The organism is Vibrio sp. MMG023, from assembly GCF_021654215.1.
In the GTDB taxonomy this organism is placed as follows: Bacteria; Pseudomonadota; Gammaproteobacteria; order Enterobacterales; family Vibrionaceae; genus Vibrio; species Vibrio jasicida.
In genome coordinates this window covers 137,533-153,249 of the sequence record NZ_JAKFZP010000008.1, presented here as the reverse complement: position 1 = coordinate 153,249, position 15,717 = coordinate 137,533, and the positions used below count along the sequence as shown (strand labels likewise).

Annotated in this window: 17 protein-coding genes; all 17 read left to right on the top strand. The window is 45.7% G+C overall.

From position 1 onward, the window contains the following. Positions 1-119 precede the first annotated feature (119 nt). The 17 genes from trmJ to bamB all read left to right on the top strand — a co-directional run bounded on the left by trmJ (position 120) and on the right by bamB (position 15,628). Complete coding sequence (gene trmJ / locus L1076_RS23055) at positions 120-839, top strand: tRNA (cytosine(32)/uridine(32)-2'-O)-methyltransferase TrmJ (RefSeq protein ID WP_237304540.1); 720 nt, start codon at positions 120-122, stop codon at positions 837-839. A 125-nt stretch (positions 840-964) separates the two neighbouring features. Further along, on the top strand, positions 965-1,471 hold the full coding sequence (iscR, locus tag L1076_RS23050; protein WP_038881779.1) for a Fe-S cluster assembly transcriptional regulator IscR: 507 nt from the start codon (positions 965-967) through the stop codon (positions 1,469-1,471). A 28-nt stretch (positions 1,472-1,499) separates the two neighbouring features. After that, entirely contained in the window at positions 1,500-2,714 is a 1,215-nt protein-coding gene (locus tag L1076_RS23045) for an IscS subfamily cysteine desulfurase (protein WP_039978029.1), read from the top strand. A gap of 37 nt (positions 2,715-2,751) precedes the next feature. Next, positions 2,752-3,135 carry a Fe-S cluster assembly scaffold IscU gene (iscU, locus tag L1076_RS23040; RefSeq protein ID WP_005424883.1) on the top strand — a complete coding sequence of 128 codons (384 nt, stop codon included), beginning with the start codon at positions 2,752-2,754 and terminating at the stop codon, positions 3,133-3,135. Between the two features lie 74 nt (positions 3,136-3,209). After that, positions 3,210-3,533: an iron-sulfur cluster assembly protein IscA gene (gene iscA / locus L1076_RS23035; protein ID WP_038869579.1), complete on the top strand. Its 324-nt coding sequence runs from the start codon at positions 3,210-3,212 to the stop codon at positions 3,531-3,533. Between the two features lie 55 nt (positions 3,534-3,588). Next, on the top strand, positions 3,589-4,104 hold the full coding sequence (gene hscB / locus L1076_RS23030) for a co-chaperone HscB (RefSeq protein WP_042606293.1): 516 nt from the start codon (positions 3,589-3,591) through the stop codon (positions 4,102-4,104). A 21-nt stretch (positions 4,105-4,125) separates the two neighbouring features. Then, entirely contained in the window at positions 4,126-5,979 is a 1,854-nt protein-coding gene (gene hscA, locus L1076_RS23025) for a Fe-S protein assembly chaperone HscA (RefSeq protein ID WP_038869582.1), read from the top strand. 13 nt (positions 5,980-5,992) lie between these two features. After that, positions 5,993-6,331, top strand: a complete 339-nt coding sequence (gene fdx, locus L1076_RS23020) for an ISC system 2Fe-2S type ferredoxin (RefSeq protein WP_005424889.1) — start codon at positions 5,993-5,995, stop codon at positions 6,329-6,331. Between the two features lie 47 nt (positions 6,332-6,378). Next, the gene (iscX, locus tag L1076_RS23015) at positions 6,379-6,573 is read left to right on the top strand and encodes a Fe-S cluster assembly protein IscX (protein WP_038869586.1); all 195 of its coding nucleotides are present in this window, start codon (positions 6,379-6,381) and stop codon (positions 6,571-6,573) included. A gap of 171 nt (positions 6,574-6,744) precedes the next feature. Continuing rightward, entirely contained in the window at positions 6,745-8,043 is a 1,299-nt protein-coding gene (gene pepB / locus L1076_RS23010) for an aminopeptidase PepB (RefSeq protein ID WP_038869587.1), read from the top strand. Between the two features lie 99 nt (positions 8,044-8,142). Beyond that, positions 8,143-8,568, top strand: a complete 426-nt coding sequence (gene ndk / locus L1076_RS23005; RefSeq protein ID WP_042606296.1) for a nucleoside-diphosphate kinase — start codon at positions 8,143-8,145, stop codon at positions 8,566-8,568. Between the two features lie 210 nt (positions 8,569-8,778). After that, on the top strand, positions 8,779-9,906 hold the full coding sequence (locus tag L1076_RS23000; protein ID WP_038869592.1) for a bifunctional tRNA (adenosine(37)-C2)-methyltransferase TrmG/ribosomal RNA large subunit methyltransferase RlmN: 1,128 nt from the start codon (positions 8,779-8,781) through the stop codon (positions 9,904-9,906). Positions 9,907-10,319: 413 nt separating this feature from the next. Beyond that, the gene (rodZ, locus tag L1076_RS22995; RefSeq protein WP_054756691.1) at positions 10,320-11,267 is read left to right on the top strand and encodes a cytoskeleton protein RodZ; all 948 of its coding nucleotides are present in this window, start codon (positions 10,320-10,322) and stop codon (positions 11,265-11,267) included. A 5-nt stretch (positions 11,268-11,272) separates the two neighbouring features. Beyond that, positions 11,273-12,391, top strand: a complete 1,119-nt coding sequence (ispG, locus tag L1076_RS22990; protein ID WP_005424674.1) for a flavodoxin-dependent (E)-4-hydroxy-3-methylbut-2-enyl-diphosphate synthase — start codon at positions 11,273-11,275, stop codon at positions 12,389-12,391. A gap of 55 nt (positions 12,392-12,446) precedes the next feature. Then, positions 12,447-13,715: a histidine--tRNA ligase gene (hisS, locus tag L1076_RS22985; RefSeq protein ID WP_038881776.1), complete on the top strand. Its 1,269-nt coding sequence runs from the start codon at positions 12,447-12,449 to the stop codon at positions 13,713-13,715. Between the two features lie 125 nt (positions 13,716-13,840). After that, on the top strand, positions 13,841-14,455 hold the full coding sequence (locus L1076_RS22980; RefSeq protein WP_038869596.1) for a YfgM family protein: 615 nt from the start codon (positions 13,841-13,843) through the stop codon (positions 14,453-14,455). 12 nt (positions 14,456-14,467) lie between these two features. Continuing rightward, positions 14,468-15,628: an outer membrane protein assembly factor BamB gene (gene bamB, locus L1076_RS22975; RefSeq protein WP_237304539.1), complete on the top strand. Its 1,161-nt coding sequence runs from the start codon at positions 14,468-14,470 to the stop codon at positions 15,626-15,628. The last annotated feature ends 89 nt before the right edge of the window (positions 15,629-15,717 follow it).

Genomic DNA, 15,717 nt, shown 5'->3' with positions numbered 1-15,717 from the left:
GCCCTACCTTAAAGCTGAAAAACAATTGATGAGAATGCGAATAGAAACCTGCTTCACCCTAGGGTGTGTTAAAAAATTATGGTAATATCCTTCGGTTTTAATTTAGGTAGCAATCACAGATGTTGGATCAAGTAAAAGTCGTACTCGTCGGAACTTCTCATTCAGGCAACATTGGCTCGGCAGCTCGAGCAATGAAAGTCATGGGTTTAAGCCAGCTTGTATTGGTTGATCCGCAATGTGAGGTCGACGACCAAACCCTAGCACTAGCGGCAGGGGCAGGTGATATTGCACAAAATGCCAAGGTAGTAAAAACACTAGAAGATGCCATTGAAGATTGTGGCCTAGTGGTTGGTTCTAGTGCACGTTCACGCACTTTAGAATGGCCAATGCTTGAACCACGTGAATGTGGTGAAAAGTTTGCCGTCGAAGGCCAAGAACACCCTGTTGCATTGGTATTTGGCCGAGAAAGAACAGGCCTCACTAATGAAGAATTGCAGAAGTGTCACTACCATGTTTGCATTCCAGCTAACCCTGAATACAGCTCGCTCAACCTAGCAATGGCTGTACAGACGCTGAGCTATGAAGTGCGTGTTGCACACCTCAACCTAGAACAAAGTCAGTACACGCCAAGTGAGCCTGAAGAGTACCCTCGCCATAAAGAATTAGAAATGTTCTTCGAACACCTTGAAAAAGTAATGGTGGAGACCCAATTTATTAGCAAAGATCAGCCTGGTCAGGTGATGAACAAGCTTCGTCGTTTGTATTCACGAGCTAGACCAGAGGCTCAAGAGCTTAATATCTTGCGTGGTGTTTTGACGGCGATTGAAAAGAAGCTCTGAACAAAGAATAACCACCTTAGGTGTAAGGATGAATACCTGACTATTTTAGTCAAATAAATACTTGACCATTTTAGTCGGGTATGGAAAAATCCTAATCATTACAAACGATGTGGATACGGTGTGGTATGAAACTTACATCTAAAGGAAGATATGCGGTGACGGCCATGCTGGATGTGGCACTGCACTCGCAACAAAACCCAGTACCTCTAGCTGATATCTCAGAGCGTCAGGGTATCTCGCTCTCATACTTAGAGCAGCTTTTTTCAAAATTGCGCAAAGCCGGTCTTGTTGCCAGCGTTCGTGGTCCTGGCGGTGGTTACCGATTGGGCACTGACGCTCACAGCATTGCTATTGGCACTGTTATCGCAGCGGTTGATGAGTCAGTTGACGCAACCAAATGCCAAGGCAAAGGCGACTGCCAAGGTGGCACTCGTTGCTTAACCCACACTTTGTGGCGTGACCTAAGCTCTCGCATTAGTGACTTCTTAAATAACATTACGCTCGGTGAGTTAATGACAGATAATGAAGTCTTAGAAATTTCTGATCGTCAGGACATTGATCTTGTGGTCACTCATGGGTTATCAAACAAAAATACAACCACCGCGCCCATCGGTGTAAACGTCCGCTCTTAGCGGTCAGCATTTTACATTGGAGTAGAGAATGAAACTGCCGATTTATCTTGATTATTCCGCTACATGTCCAGTCGATCCTCGTGTTGCTGAAAAAATGGTTCAGTACATGACAATGGATGGCACATTTGGCAACCCAGCTTCGCGTTCGCACCGTTACGGCTGGCAGGCAGAAGAAGCTGTAGATACTGCTCGTGAGCAAATTGCTGACCTTCTAAATGCAGATCCACGCGAAATCGTATTTACATCAGGTGCGACCGAGTCAGACAACCTTGCAATCAAAGGTGCTGCTCACTTTTACTCTAAGAAGGGTAAACACGTAATCACTTGTAAAACAGAGCACAAAGCCGTTCTTGACCCATGTCGTCAATTAGAGCGCGAAGGCTTTGAAGTGACTTACCTAGAGCCAGAAGCAAACGGCCTAGTTGATTTAGGCAAGCTGCAAGCAGCAATGCGTGAAGATACTGTTTTGGTTTCAATCATGCACGTTAACAATGAGATTGGTGTTATCCAAGACATCACCGCAATCGGCGAATTATGTCGTGAACGTAAGATTGTGTTCCATGTGGATGCTGCACAGTCTGCAGGCAAGTTGCCAATCGACGTTCAAGAAATGAAAGTTGACCTTATTTCACTGTCTGCGCACAAAGCTTACGGTCCTAAAGGTATCGGCGCACTTTACGTACGTCGCAAACCTCGAATCCGTCTTGAGGCGCAAATGCACGGTGGCGGTCATGAGCGTGGTTTCCGCTCGGGTACACTTCCAACTCACCAGATCGTAGGTATGGGTGAAGCGTTCCGCGTAGCAAAAGAAGACATGCAAAAAGATTACGATCACGCATTAGCACTTCGTAACCGTCTTCTAGATGGCGTTAAAGATCTAGAAGCAGTAACGGTGAATGGTGATCTAGAACAGCGTGTTCCACACAACCTAAACGTGAGCTTTGCATTCGTAGAAGGCGAATCTCTACTGATGTCACTAAAAGACCTAGCAGTCTCTTCTGGTAGTGCTTGTACATCAGCGAGCCTAGAGCCATCTTACGTTCTTCGTGCTCTTGGTCTAGACGACGAGTTGGCGCACAGCTCAGTACGTTTCTCATTTGGTCGTTTCACGACTGAAGCAGAAATTGATTACGCAATTGAACAAATCCGCGTTGCAGTGACTAAGCTACGCGACATGTCTCCTCTATGGGATATGTACAAGGAAGGGGTTGATCTGAGCACTGTTGAATGGGCTCATCATTAATCTCACGGACTGAATAGAGGATTCGAGGTAATTTATCATGGCATACAGCGAAAAAGTAATTGATCACTATGAGAACCCACGTAACGTTGGTTCTTTCGATAAAGAAGACCCATCAGTAGGCAGCGGCATGGTTGGCGCACCAGCTTGTGGTGACGTAATGAAACTTCAAATCAAAGTGACGCCAGAAGGCATCATTGAAGACGCGAAGTTTAAAACATACGGTTGTGGTAGTGCAATCGCTTCAAGCTCACTCGTAACTGAGTGGGTAAAAGGCAAGTCTATCGACGAAGCGGCATCTATCAAAAACTCTGAGATTGCAGAAGAGCTAGAGCTTCCACCAGTGAAAGTTCACTGCTCAATCCTAGCGGAAGATGCAATCAAAGCAGCAGTTGCTGACTACAAGAAAAAACACCAGGAATAAGTATTCCGTATATAATGGGAGCCCTTAAAACGCTCCCATTCCAAAACGTAATTTAGACAAACTTAAGGTGCAGTATGGCCATCACAATGACAGAAACAGCGGCAAGTCGCGTAAAAGCATTCCTAGACAACCGAGGCAAGGGTGTCGGTTTGCGTCTTGGAGTGAAGACGACAGGCTGTTCCGGCATGGCTTACGTACTTGAGTTCGTCGATGATCTTAACGAAGAAGATGAAGTATTTGACCTTTCAGGTGTGAAAATCATCATCGATCAGAAGAGCTTGGTGTACTTAGACGGTACCGAGTTAGATTACGTGAAGGAAGGGTTGAATGAAGGCTTTGAATTCAACAACCCGAATGCAAAAAGTGAATGTGGTTGTGGTGAAAGCTTCAACGTCTAATTGTTCGTCCTTCTGGGCGACCGAGTCCAGAAGGCTTTACTAGGACCCGATCTTAATGAATCACTTTGAATTATTTGGGCTACCAAGTCAGTTTAAGCTGGATGGTAGCCTTCTTTCTTCTCAGTTCCGAGAACTACAAAAACGCTTCCACCCAGATAACTTTGCTACTGCTTCTGAGCGTGATCGCTTGATGGCGGTACAAAAAGCAGCGCAAATTAACGATGCTTATCAAATTCTAAAGCAGCCTATTTCACGTGCGGAATATCTCTTGGCTGAAAATGGCATTGAAATTCGTGGTGAACAGCAAACTATGCAAGACCCAATGTTCTTGATGGAACAAATGGAATTGCGTGAAGAATTGGAAGACATTGCTGACAGCTCTGATCCGGAATCAGCGCTTTTTGACTTCGACTCTAAGGTCAGCAAAATGTACAAACAGCATTTGGTGAGTGTAGAAAAAGAACTTGATAATAGTCTTTGGCCAGAAGCCGCAGACCGAGTTCGAAAACTCAAATTTATTGCCAAACTAAAGAACGAAATTGAACTGGTTGAAGACAAACTCCTCGGCTAGTTAGCGTGACAAGGACCCATCATGGCACTACTTCAAATCGCAGAACCGGGCCAAAGCTCGGCACCTCATGAGCATAAGTTAGCAGCGGGTATCGACTTAGGTACCACTAACTCTTTGGTTGCATCAGTTCGAAGCGGCGACGCAAAAACTCTGACAGATGACCAAGGCCGTAGCATTTTGCCTTCAGTGGTAAACTACACGCAAGATTCAGCGTCAGTCGGTTACGATGCCAAAGCAAAAGCAGAGCTAGAGCCAGCAAATACCATCATCTCGGTAAAACGTCTGATCGGCCGTTCATTAAAAGACATTCAAGCTCGCTACCCATCTTTGCCTTACCAATTTAAAGAAAGCGACAACGGTCTGCCAATTCTGCAAACCGCTCAAGGTGACAAAAACCCGATTGAAGTGTCTGCCGACATTCTTAAAGCGCTTGGCAAGCGTGCAGAAGAAACGCTAGGTGGTGAATTAGCTGGCGTGGTAATTACTGTTCCTGCTTACTTTGATGACGCTCAACGTGCTGGTACAAAAGACGCGGCGAAATTGGCTGGTCTTCATGTACTACGTCTGCTTAACGAGCCTACAGCGGCTGCGATTGCTTACGGTTTAGATTCTGGCCAAGAAGGCGTTATTGCGGTTTACGACTTGGGTGGTGGTACGTTTGATATCTCTATCTTACGCTTGTCGAAAGGCGTATTTGAAGTATTAGCAACAGGTGGTGACTCGGCGCTAGGTGGTGATGACTTTGACCATCTTTTAGCAGACTACCTGATGGAGCAAGCTGGCTTAAAAGCGCCGCTTTCTGCTGAGAAAAACCGTGCGTTGCTGAACATTGCAACCGAGACGAAAATTGCGTTTTCTGAGCAAGACCGCGTTGATGTTGATGTATTTGGTTGGAAAGGCTCAGTGACTCGTGAGCAGTTCGAAGATTTGATTCGTCCTCTGGTTAAGAAAACGCTGATGTCTTGTCGTCGAGCATTGAAAGATGCAGATGTCGATGCAGAAGATGTACTCGAAGCCGTAATGGTGGGTGGCTCAACACGAACGTTACTTGTTCGCGAAATGGTCGGTGACTTCTTTGGTCGCAAACCGCTTACTACGATCAATCCAGACGAAGTCGTCGCAATCGGTGCCGGTATCCAAGCGGATATTTTGGCAGGTAACAAACCTGATTCTGAAATGCTTCTGCTTGACGTCATCCCATTGTCTCTTGGTATTGAAACCATGGGTGGCCTGGTTGAGAAAATTATTCCTCGTAACACCACAATCCCAGTTGCACGAGCGCAAGAATTTACCACATTTAAAGATGGTCAAACGGCTATGACAGTGCACACCGTTCAAGGTGAACGTGAAATGGTGGACGATTGCCGCTCACTCGCTCGTTTTTCATTGAAAGGCATTCCTCCAATGGCAGCAGGCGCAGCACACATTCGCGTGACTTATCAAGTGGATGCTGACGGTCTATTGTCCGTGACCGCGATGGAGAAAAGCACAGGCGTACAATCGGAGATTCAAGTGAAGCCTTCGTACGGTCTGAGTGATAATGAAGTCGCGAACATGCTACGTGATTCAATGGCGTTTGCGAAAGAAGACATGCAAGCTCGAGCTCTAGCGGAGCAACGTGTTGAAGCTGACCGAGTGATTGAGGGCTTGATTGCGGCAATGCAAGCTGATGGCGATGAATTGCTGTCAGAGCAAGAAAAACAAGCATTAGTTAAAGTTATTGAAGCGTTGATCGAGTTGCGCAATGGCGACGATGTCGCAGCAATCGAACAAGGTATTAAAGACACCGACAAAGCAAGCCAAGACTTTGCGTCGCGACGTATGGATAAATCAATTCGAGCTGCACTGTCTGGTCAGTCAGTTAATGATATATAAGAGATAAGTAGTTATGCCTAAGATTATTGTATTACCGCACGAAGATTTGTGCCCAGAAGGTGCAGTGTTGGAAGCAAACACTGGTGACACCGTTCTAGATGTAGCACTGAAAAACGGTATCGGTATTGAACACGCATGTGAAAAGTCATGTGCTTGTACAACTTGCCACGTGATCATTCGTGAAGGTTTTGATTCACTAGAAGAGAGTGAAGAACTAGAAGACGATATGCTAGATAAAGCATGGGGTCTGGAACCAGAATCTCGCTTAGGTTGCCAAGCGAAGGTCGCTGATGAAGATTTGGTTGTTGAGATTCCGAAATACACGTTGAACCACGCGTCAGAAGATCACTAATACTATCTCCCCAATAATATAGGGGCGAAGCAAAAGGAAGATGAGCAATGAAATGGACAGATTCTCGCGACATCGCGATTGAGCTTTGTGACAAGTTTCCTGATACGGATCCTAAAACGGTACGTTTTACGGATTTACATCAATGGATCACTGAATTGGAAGAGTTTGACGATGAACCAAACCGTTCTAATGAAAAGATCCTAGAAGCCGTTATCTTGTGCTGGATGGATGAAGCTGACTAATGCTCGATTCGGCGGTAAAACGCAGCAGAGTTAACAATTCTCACTAAAAAAAGCGGACCTCAAGGTCCGTTTTTTTATCAAGTTGACATTTTTACCCTACATAATGCTAACATCCGTTAGTTATTAAAAAGAAGAGGCGTAGGCAACGCCGTTATAAGACAAGGAGAAACCATGTCTACACAGATGTCTGTATTTCTAAGCCAAGAACCAGCGGCACCACATTGGGGCGACAAAGCATTGCTTTCTTTCGCTGAAAATGGCGCAACGATTCACCTAGGTGAAGGGCATGATCTTGGCGCAGTCCAACGTGCAGCTCGTCAACTAGATGGCCAAGGAATTCGTTCAATTCTACTTGCTGGTGATAACTGGGATGTTGAAAGCGTTTGGGCTTTCCACCAAGGTTACCGCAACCCGAAAAAACACGGCACATTAGAGTGGATTGCTCTGTCTGAAAAAGACCAAGCTGAGCTTCATGCTCGCATCACTGCAACCGACTTTACTCGTGACATTATCAACAAAACAGCAGAAGAAGTTGCCCCTCGTCAACTGGCAACCATGGCTGCGGAATTCATCAAATCTGTTGCGCCTCAAGGTACAGTTACTGCTCGTATCGTAAAAGATAAAGACCTACTGTCGGAAGGCTGGGAAGGTATCTACGCAGTGGGTCGTGGTTCTGAGCGAACGTCAGCAATGCTGCAACTTGACTACAATCCAACAGGTGATGAAAACGCACCGGTATTTGCATGTTTAGTTGGTAAAGGCATTACATTTGACTCAGGCGGTTACAGCTTGAAACCATCAAACTTCATGACGGCAATGAAGGCTGATATGGGCGGTTCAGGTACGATTACTGGTGGTCTTGGTCTCGCTATTCTTCGTGGTCTGAACAAGCGTGTGAAGCTGATTCTTTGTTGTGCTGAGAACATGGTATCTGGTCGTGCGCTTAAACTTGGCGACATCATTACCTACAAAAACGGTAAGACGGTTGAGATCATGAACACCGACGCCGAAGGGCGCTTGGTACTTGCTGATGGTCTTATTTACGCAAGTGAGCAAACCCCAGAGCTCATCATTGACTGTGCAACGCTGACAGGCGCAGCGAAGAACGCACTAGGTAATGATTACCATGCGCTAATGAGTTTTGATGACGAGCTTTCTCATCAAGCGCTAACGGCCGCGAACCAAGAGAAAGAAGGTCTGTGGCCACTACCTCTTGCTGATTTCCACCGTGGCATGCTGCCATCAAACTTTGCTGACCTGTCTAACATCAGTTCTGGTGATTACTCTCCTGGTGCGAGCACTGCCGCGGCATTCTTGTCTTACTTCGTTGAAGATTACAAGAAAGGTTGGTTGCATTTTGATTGCGCGGGTACCTACCGTAAGTCAGCGTCAGATAAATGGTCTGCTGGTGCGACAGGTATGGGGGTTCGTACTCTTGCCCGTTTCCTAAACGAACAAGCCACAAAATAAGACTTTTACCAGTGCAGACTTTTGTCTGTACTGGTATAACTAAGAGAGACGCAAGTCCCTCATATAAAACTATTATTACAAGTACAAAAAGGAAACTTTATGGCTCTAGAAAGAACGTTTTCAATTGTTAAGCCCGACGCTGTAGAACGCAATCTGATTGGTGAGATCTACCACCGCATTGAAAAAGCTGGTCTACGCATCGTTGCTGCAAAAATGGTTCATCTGACAGAAGAACAGGCGAGCGGTTTTTACGCAGAACATGAAGGCAAACCTTTTTTCCCTGCACTGAAAGAGTTCATGACATCTGGTCCTATCATGGTTCAGGTTTTGGAAGGTGAAGATGCAATTGCTCGTTACCGTGAGCTAATGGGGAAAACAAATCCAGAAGAAGCGGCATGTGGCACTATCCGTGCAGACTACGCACTTAGTATGCGTTACAACTCTGTTCATGGCTCAGACAGCCCTGCATCTGCAGCTCGTGAGATTGAATTCTTCTTCCCTGAGTCAGAGATTTGCCCGCGTTAATCTTGTTCTAATATGAATGTTGAGCCTCGGAATTTTCCGGGGCTTTTTATTATCGAAAATTGACTGAGAACTGATCACACCTATTGTCTAAAATTTAATCTATAGGATTTTAATGCCTTAGCAAACTCAGGGTCTTAGAACCCTTGTTGTAGCTGCATAAAGGCTGTACAATTCGCGCCCTTATTCTTGTTTCAGTCATTGAGAGGCAACATGACCACTGAAAAAATCAATCTACTCGACTTTGATCGCAAAGGCATGCGTCAATTTTTCGCGGAAGAGCTAGGCGAAAAAGCGTTCCGTGCGGATCAGGTTATGAAGTGGATCTACCATTTCGGTGTTGATGACTTCGATAACATGACGAACATCAACAAGAAGCTACGTGAAAAACTGCAACACAAGTGCGAAATCAAAGCACCAACGGTAGCAGAAGCTCAGCACTCTTCAGACGGCACAATCAAGTGGGCGATGAAGGTGGGTGATCAGGACGTAGAAACGGTTTATATCCCAGAAGAAGATCGTGCGACATTATGTGTATCGTCTCAGGTAGGTTGTGCGCTGGAATGTAAGTTCTGTTCAACTGCTCAACAGGGGTTCAACCGTAACCTAAAAGTTTCTGAAATCATTGGTCAGGTATGGCGTGCTGCGCGCGAAGTTGGTTTGCAAAAAGAAACCGGTCGTCGCCCAATCACTAACGTGGTAATGATGGGCATGGGTGAGCCTCTTCTAAACATGAAGAACCTTATCCCTGCGCTTGAAATCATGCTTGATGATCTTGGCTTTGGCTTGTCTAAACGTCGTGTCACCGTATCTACTTCTGGTGTGGTTTCTGGTCTCGATCAGATGACGGGTAAAATTGACGTCGCATTGGCGATCTCTCTACACGCGCCAAATGATGAACTGCGTAGCCAAATTATGCCGATCAACGACCGTTGGGACATTCAAGATTTCCTTGCATCCGTTCGTCGTTACATCGCTTCATCGAATGCTAATCGCGGAAAAGTAACCGTTGAGTACGTACTACTTGATCATGTGAATGATGATATGGACCACGCTCGTGAACTTGCGGAACTCATGAAAGATACGCCATGTAAGATCAACCTGATTCCGTTTAACCCGTATCCAGGTTCTCCTTACAAAAAACCAAGTAACTCACGCATCGACCGTTTCCAGAAAACATTGATGCAATACGAACACACGGTAACGGTTCGTAAAACGCGTGGTGATGATATCGATGCCGCATGCGGGCAGTTAGTTGGTGATGTTATTGACCGCACCAAACGTACAGCATCTCTAAAAGCTGCGCGTGGTGCAGAAACCATCGACGTAAAAGCAGTATAAGTTGTAACAAATTCTTGAATAGCCAGAGCCTTATGCTCTGGCTATTTTGTTTGTAATATCTACACTGTATCCTTATAGACACAGCGTTGTGAGTAGAAATATTACTTAGCTGTGTCAATTTTTGGACAAAAGCTTGAGCTATCTGTTAATTTGAGAGCAAAGAGTTTTTGTCTTCCTTATACATTCGCTTATCATGGTGAGCGAAATATAACAAAGACACTGACTATTCTCAGTATTCTCTCAATTACGTTTGCTGATTCATTGCAAGCGAGCATTCATACTCCGAACACTGAGAATTTCTAAAAGATTATTTTGGTTAACGCGTTTAGGCTAGCTATCTTTAAGTGAGGCTTAAGAACAAAAACGAAAATAAATAACTGTGTTAGCCACCAAACAGATTAAATACCGCCATTATGACAGAACACGAAAACACCAATGAAGTCCCGCTTTCTATGGAAGCTGGCACGTTACTAAAAAACAAACGCGAATCTCTAGGGATGACTCAGAAGCATGTTGCTGATCGCCTAAGACTTCGCGTTTCTGTTATTGAAGATATTGAAAGTAATCGATTTGAAGCACAGCAAGTTACTACGTTTACTCGTGGTTACTTACGTTCTTATGCAAAGCTTGTTGGGCTTGATGAAAAGATTGTTTTGGCAGCTTTAGAGCAAACTTCTGAAGTTCACGTTAAGCCACAAGAAACAGAGATGCAAAGTTTCTCTCGTAAAACCAAACACGAGAAACACAATAGCCGAATTATGCTGCTCACATGGGCGATTGCGATTGTGATTACTGGTATCTCTGGCGCTTGGTGGTGGCAGAATCAGCAAGAAAACAGCCTTGCTCAAGTTGTGACAGAATCAAGTTCAGAAACGGAACAAACAGCGGACGATGCTGATATCGATCTAATGAGTGCCGATGAACTTATCGCAAGCACGCCTGCGGAAGTTGCGCCAGTGGTAGAAGTTGCTGAAGCCGTTTCATCTGCTGACGAGACGGTAAGTAAAGCAGAAAGCGCGGTAGCAACAACTGAAGAAACGGTGACAGAAGCTGTGGCAGAAGAGCCTGTTGCGGTCATCGAAGATGCTCAAGAACCAATGACGCCTGTTGTGCCAGAGGGCATGACGTTATTAACCATGAAGTTTAAAGCAGACTGCTGGATTCAGGTTAAGGACTCGAATGGCAAAACGCTAGTAAGCGGGACCCGTAAACCGGGTCAAGACGTAGAACTTGCCGGAAAAGCACCTTTTAAAGTGATATTAGGCGCACCAGAAGGCGTAACCATGACATTTGCAAGTGAACCTGTCGACCTTTCTGGGTATACTTCAGGCAAAGTCGCTAGATTCACTTTACCGTTATAAATATTATGCAACACGAATCTCCAATTATTCGTCGTAAATCGACGCGTATTTATGTGGGTGATGTGCCAATTGGTGATGGTGCACCGATTGCTGTACAGTCAATGACAAACACTCGCACGACTGATGTGGAAGCTACAGTCGCACAAATCCGAGCATTAGAAAAAGTGGGTGCAGACATTGTACGTGTTTCTGTTCCTACTATGGATGCAGCGGAAGCTTTTAAGCTCATCAAACAGCAAGTGTCTGTGCCGTTAGTTGCGGACATTCACTTTGACTACCGTATCGCCCTGAAAGTGGCAGAGTACGGTGTTGATTGTTTGCGTATCAACCCAGGTAACATCGGAAACGAAGAGCGTATTCGCTCTGTTGTTGATTGTGCCCGTGACAAAAACATCCCTATCCGTATTGGTGTAAACGGTGGTTCTTTGGAAAAAGATCTGCAGATGAAATACGGTGAGCCAACGCCAGAGGCATTGGTAGAGTCGGCGATGCGTCACGTGGATCATCTAGACCGTCTTAACTTTGACCAGTTCAAAGTCAGTGTGAAAGCGTCAGATGTGTTCCTAGCGGTGGATTCATACCGTCTATTGGCAAAACAGATTGACCAGCCACTACACCTAGGTATCACCGAAGCCGGTGGTGCAAGAGCTGGTGCTGTTAAGTCATCGGTTGGTCTTGGTATGCTTTTGGCTGAAGGCATCGGTGATACGTTACGTATCTCATTGGCGGCAGATCCAGTAGAAGAGATCAAAGTTGGCTTTGATATTCTTAAGTCTCTGCGTATTCGCTCACGTGGCATCAACTTTATTGCTTGTCCAAGCTGTTCACGTCAGGAATTCGACGTGATTAACACAGTAAACGCACTGGAAGAGCGCCTAGAAGACATCATCACACCTATGGATGTGTCTATCATCGGCTGTGTCGTAAACGGCCCTGGTGAAGCTGAGGTTTCACACCTAGGTCTAGCAGGTAGTAATAAGAAGAGCGCATTCTACGAAGACGGCAAACGTCAGAAAGAGCGTTTCGACAACGATGACCTAGTGAACCAGCTAGAAGCGAAAATCCGTGCGAAAGCGTCTGTATTAGACCAAGCTAACCGCATCGATATCAAACAAGAAGATTAATCTCATAGCTTGAGCACGCTAAATGTGCTCGGGTTACTAAGCGACGGTAATAATTGTGGCAAAGAAAATCCAAGCAATCCGAGGCATGAACGACTGCCTTCCAACTCAGTCTCCGCTGTGGCAGAAACTTGAAAACGCAGTAAAAAGTACCGTGAGCGCATACGGCTACAACGAAGTGCGCATGCCAATCGTTGAAGAAACAAACCTATTCAGCCGCGCTGTTGGTGAAGAGACAGACGTCGTTTCAAAAGAAATGTACACCTTTGATGATCGTAACGGAGACAGCCTAACACTTCGCCCTGAAGGTACAGCGGGCTGTGTACGTGCATGTATTCAAAATAGCCTGATCAACCGTGACGAACAACGTCTATGGTACATGGGGCCAATGTTCCGCCATGAGCGCCCGCAGAAAGGTCGTTACCGTCAATTCCACCAGTGTGGTGTTGAGGTGTTCGGCCTAAATGGTCCAGATGTTGATGCTGAGCTTATCATGATGACAGCACGTCTATGGCGTGAACTGGGTATCCATGAACATGTTCGTCTTGAGCTTAACTCTATCGGTTCTCAAGAAGATCGCGCAGATTACCGCACGGCACTGGTTGCGTTCCTTGAGCAACATATCGATGTGCTAGACGAAGATTGTAAGCGTCGTATGCACACGAACCCACTGCGAGTTCTGGATACGAAGAACCCTGACGTTCAGGCTATTTTAGGCGATGCACCTCGTCTTTCTGAGTACTTAGGTGAAGAATCTAAAGCACACTTCGCAGGTCTATGTGAACTTTTAGACGCTGCAGGTATCGAATACACAGTTAACGAGCGTCTAGTTCGTGGTCTGGATTACTACAATCGTACGGTGTTTGAGTGGATCACTGAGAGCTTAGGTGCTCAAGGCACAGTATGTGGCGGTGGTCGTTACGATGGCCTTGTAGAACAATTAGGTGGCAGTGCAACACCAGCAGTTGGTTTTGCAATGGGCCTAGAGCGTCTTGTTTTGATGCTAGAAACACTAGAGCTAACAGATGTTCGTCGAAGTGTTGATGTTTACGTAGTGACAGCTGGCGAAGGCACAATGATGGTAGGCATGAAGCTAGCAGAACAGCTTCGTGAAGCTGTTCCTGGTGTTCGTGTGATGAATCACTTCGGTGGTGGTAACTTCAAGAAACAGTTTAAACGCGCAGACAAAGTCGGTGCTGTTGTAGCATTAGTGCTGGGCGAAAACGAAGTTGCGGATAATACCGTAGTACTAAAAGATTTGGTTGGTGGTGAGCAAGAGACTTACAATCAAGCAGAAGTTGCTGAGAAGATCGCAGCACTTATCTAAGTCTTTTAATAAGCTAAAGATTATATCCTAATTTGTAATAACGAGGCTCCCAAGATAGGAGCCTTTCGACGAATAGGAGCAATGGTAGCCCTTGCTGCCATTTACATGTTTTAAGAGGACAGGAAGTGGAACTTTACGATACTGAAGAACAACAAGTTGAAGCCATTAAAGACTGGTGGAAGGAAAACGGCAAAGCCGTCATCATCGGTGCGGTTGTTGGTTTAGGTGGTCTATTTGGCTGGCGTTACTATCAGGATTCTGTCGTTCAGGCGAGTGAAGCAGCTTCTCAAAGCTACACAACAGCGATGAATGCTTTGCAAACGAAAGGCGCAGATGCTCAAACAGATATTCAAGCGTTCATTGATTCAAACAAAGTGAAAGAGTACTCAGTACTTGCTGCACTTCAATTAGCAAAAGTTCAGGTTGATGCAAAAGATCTTGCCGCTGCGCTTGAGCAATTGAAATGGGCTCAAAGCAACACGAAAGATGCCGCGCTAACTCCACTTATCAGCTACCGTATTGCGCGCATTGAAGCGGAAATGGGCAACTTTGACGCAGCAAATGCTGAGCTAAGCAAAGTAACAGATGCAGCATGGACTGGTCGTATTGCAGAACTTCGTGGTGATATCGCACTTCGTCAAGGTGACAAAGAAGCGGCATACGCAGCTTACACTGAAGCTCAGCAAGCAGCAGATGCTAGCCCGACGCTACAAATGAAATTGGACGATCTGGCGAAATAAGGACCGCATTGGATGAAAAGAGTCTTTAAGAAAGCCTTGTTAGGGGCATTAACAGTGGGAATTCTTGCCGGTTGTGCTAGCGAGGAAGACACCATTGTTATGGCTCCACTGCCTCAGGTAGATAGCCAGTTCACACCAAGCAGTGAATGGAGTACATCAATTGGAGATGGCGTAGGTCATTACTTCTCTAAGCTGTCTCCTGTTATGGCCAATGACACTCTGTTTGTTGCTAGTCGTGATGGTTTAGTTAAAGCATTGGACCCAGAAAACGGCAAGCAGAAGTGGCAAGTAAATCTAGAAGAAGATGTGATTGCTCGTCTTTCTGGCGGTATTACAGCGGCTTACGAAAACCTTTATATTGGTTCTGAAAACGGTGAAGTGATCGCGCTTGACCAAGACACTGGTGACGTGGTTTGGCGTATTGAAGTTGGCGGTGAAGTATTGGCGAAGCCAATCGCAGACTCAGGTTTGATCATCGTTAATACTAGCCGTGGCACTCTCATTGCGCTTGACGAAAGCACTGGTGAGCAACGTTGGGCACTGAGCACTGAAGTTCCAAACCTAACCTTGCGTGGCGATAGCACACCAACTGCAATCGGTGGTGGTGTATTCTGGGGTACAGCGAATGGACGTCTTGCGGCGGCAATCGTTGAACGCGGTCAGTTGATTTGGCAACAGCCAGTTGGAACACCAAAAGGCGCAACTGAGATTGATCGTCTGGTTGACGTAGATTCTTCTCCTATCGTTCTTGGCGGTACTCTTTTCACTGTTGGTTACAACGGTCAGTTGATTGCTATCGACTTGCGCAGCGCAAACCCAATTTGGAAACGTAACTACTCATCAGCCACAGATATTGCGACAGATGGTAGTCGTATCTTTGTGATTACAGAGAAAGATCATGTGGTCGCTGTTGATGCACGTAGTGGTACTGAGCTTTGGGAAAACAGCAAGCTTGAGTACCGTCAGCTAACAGCTCCTGTCCTTGTTGATAACTATCTTGTTGTTGGTGATACATTGGGTTACTTGCACTGGATGGATCGTTCAACGGGTGAGTTCGTCGCACAACAGTTTGTCGATGACAGCGGTTTCGCTGTAGGGCCAAGCTTGTTGTCAGATGGTTACGTGATTACCACTCGCAATGGCGATGTAAAGAAACTAACCATTAACGAATAATATCGTGATATAATTCACATTCGGCTCCTGGCTGGTAACAGTTAGGGGCCGTTTTGTTGTTTGAAATTATTATTTATTAACAGTTATTC

Coding starts and splice junctions, on each gene's coding strand:
- trmJ (WP_237304540.1), top strand. CDS start 120: ATGTTGGATCAAGTAAAAGTCGTACTCGTCGGAACTTCTCATTCAGGC.
- iscR (WP_038881779.1), top strand. CDS start 965: ATGAAACTTACATCTAAAGGAAGATATGCGGTGACGGCCATGCTGGAT.
- L1076_RS23045 (WP_039978029.1), top strand. CDS start 1,500: ATGAAACTGCCGATTTATCTTGATTATTCCGCTACATGTCCAGTCGAT.
- iscU (WP_005424883.1), top strand. CDS start 2,752: ATGGCATACAGCGAAAAAGTAATTGATCACTATGAGAACCCACGTAAC.
- iscA (WP_038869579.1), top strand. CDS start 3,210: ATGGCCATCACAATGACAGAAACAGCGGCAAGTCGCGTAAAAGCATTC.
- hscB (WP_042606293.1), top strand. CDS start 3,589: ATGAATCACTTTGAATTATTTGGGCTACCAAGTCAGTTTAAGCTGGAT.
- hscA (WP_038869582.1), top strand. CDS start 4,126: ATGGCACTACTTCAAATCGCAGAACCGGGCCAAAGCTCGGCACCTCAT.
- fdx (WP_005424889.1), top strand. CDS start 5,993: ATGCCTAAGATTATTGTATTACCGCACGAAGATTTGTGCCCAGAAGGT.
- iscX (WP_038869586.1), top strand. CDS start 6,379: ATGAAATGGACAGATTCTCGCGACATCGCGATTGAGCTTTGTGACAAG.
- pepB (WP_038869587.1), top strand. CDS start 6,745: ATGTCTACACAGATGTCTGTATTTCTAAGCCAAGAACCAGCGGCACCA.
- ndk (WP_042606296.1), top strand. CDS start 8,143: ATGGCTCTAGAAAGAACGTTTTCAATTGTTAAGCCCGACGCTGTAGAA.
- L1076_RS23000 (WP_038869592.1), top strand. CDS start 8,779: ATGACCACTGAAAAAATCAATCTACTCGACTTTGATCGCAAAGGCATG.
- rodZ (WP_054756691.1), top strand. CDS start 10,320: ATGACAGAACACGAAAACACCAATGAAGTCCCGCTTTCTATGGAAGCT.
- ispG (WP_005424674.1), top strand. CDS start 11,273: ATGCAACACGAATCTCCAATTATTCGTCGTAAATCGACGCGTATTTAT.
- bamB (WP_237304539.1), top strand. CDS start 14,468: ATGAAAAGAGTCTTTAAGAAAGCCTTGTTAGGGGCATTAACAGTGGGA.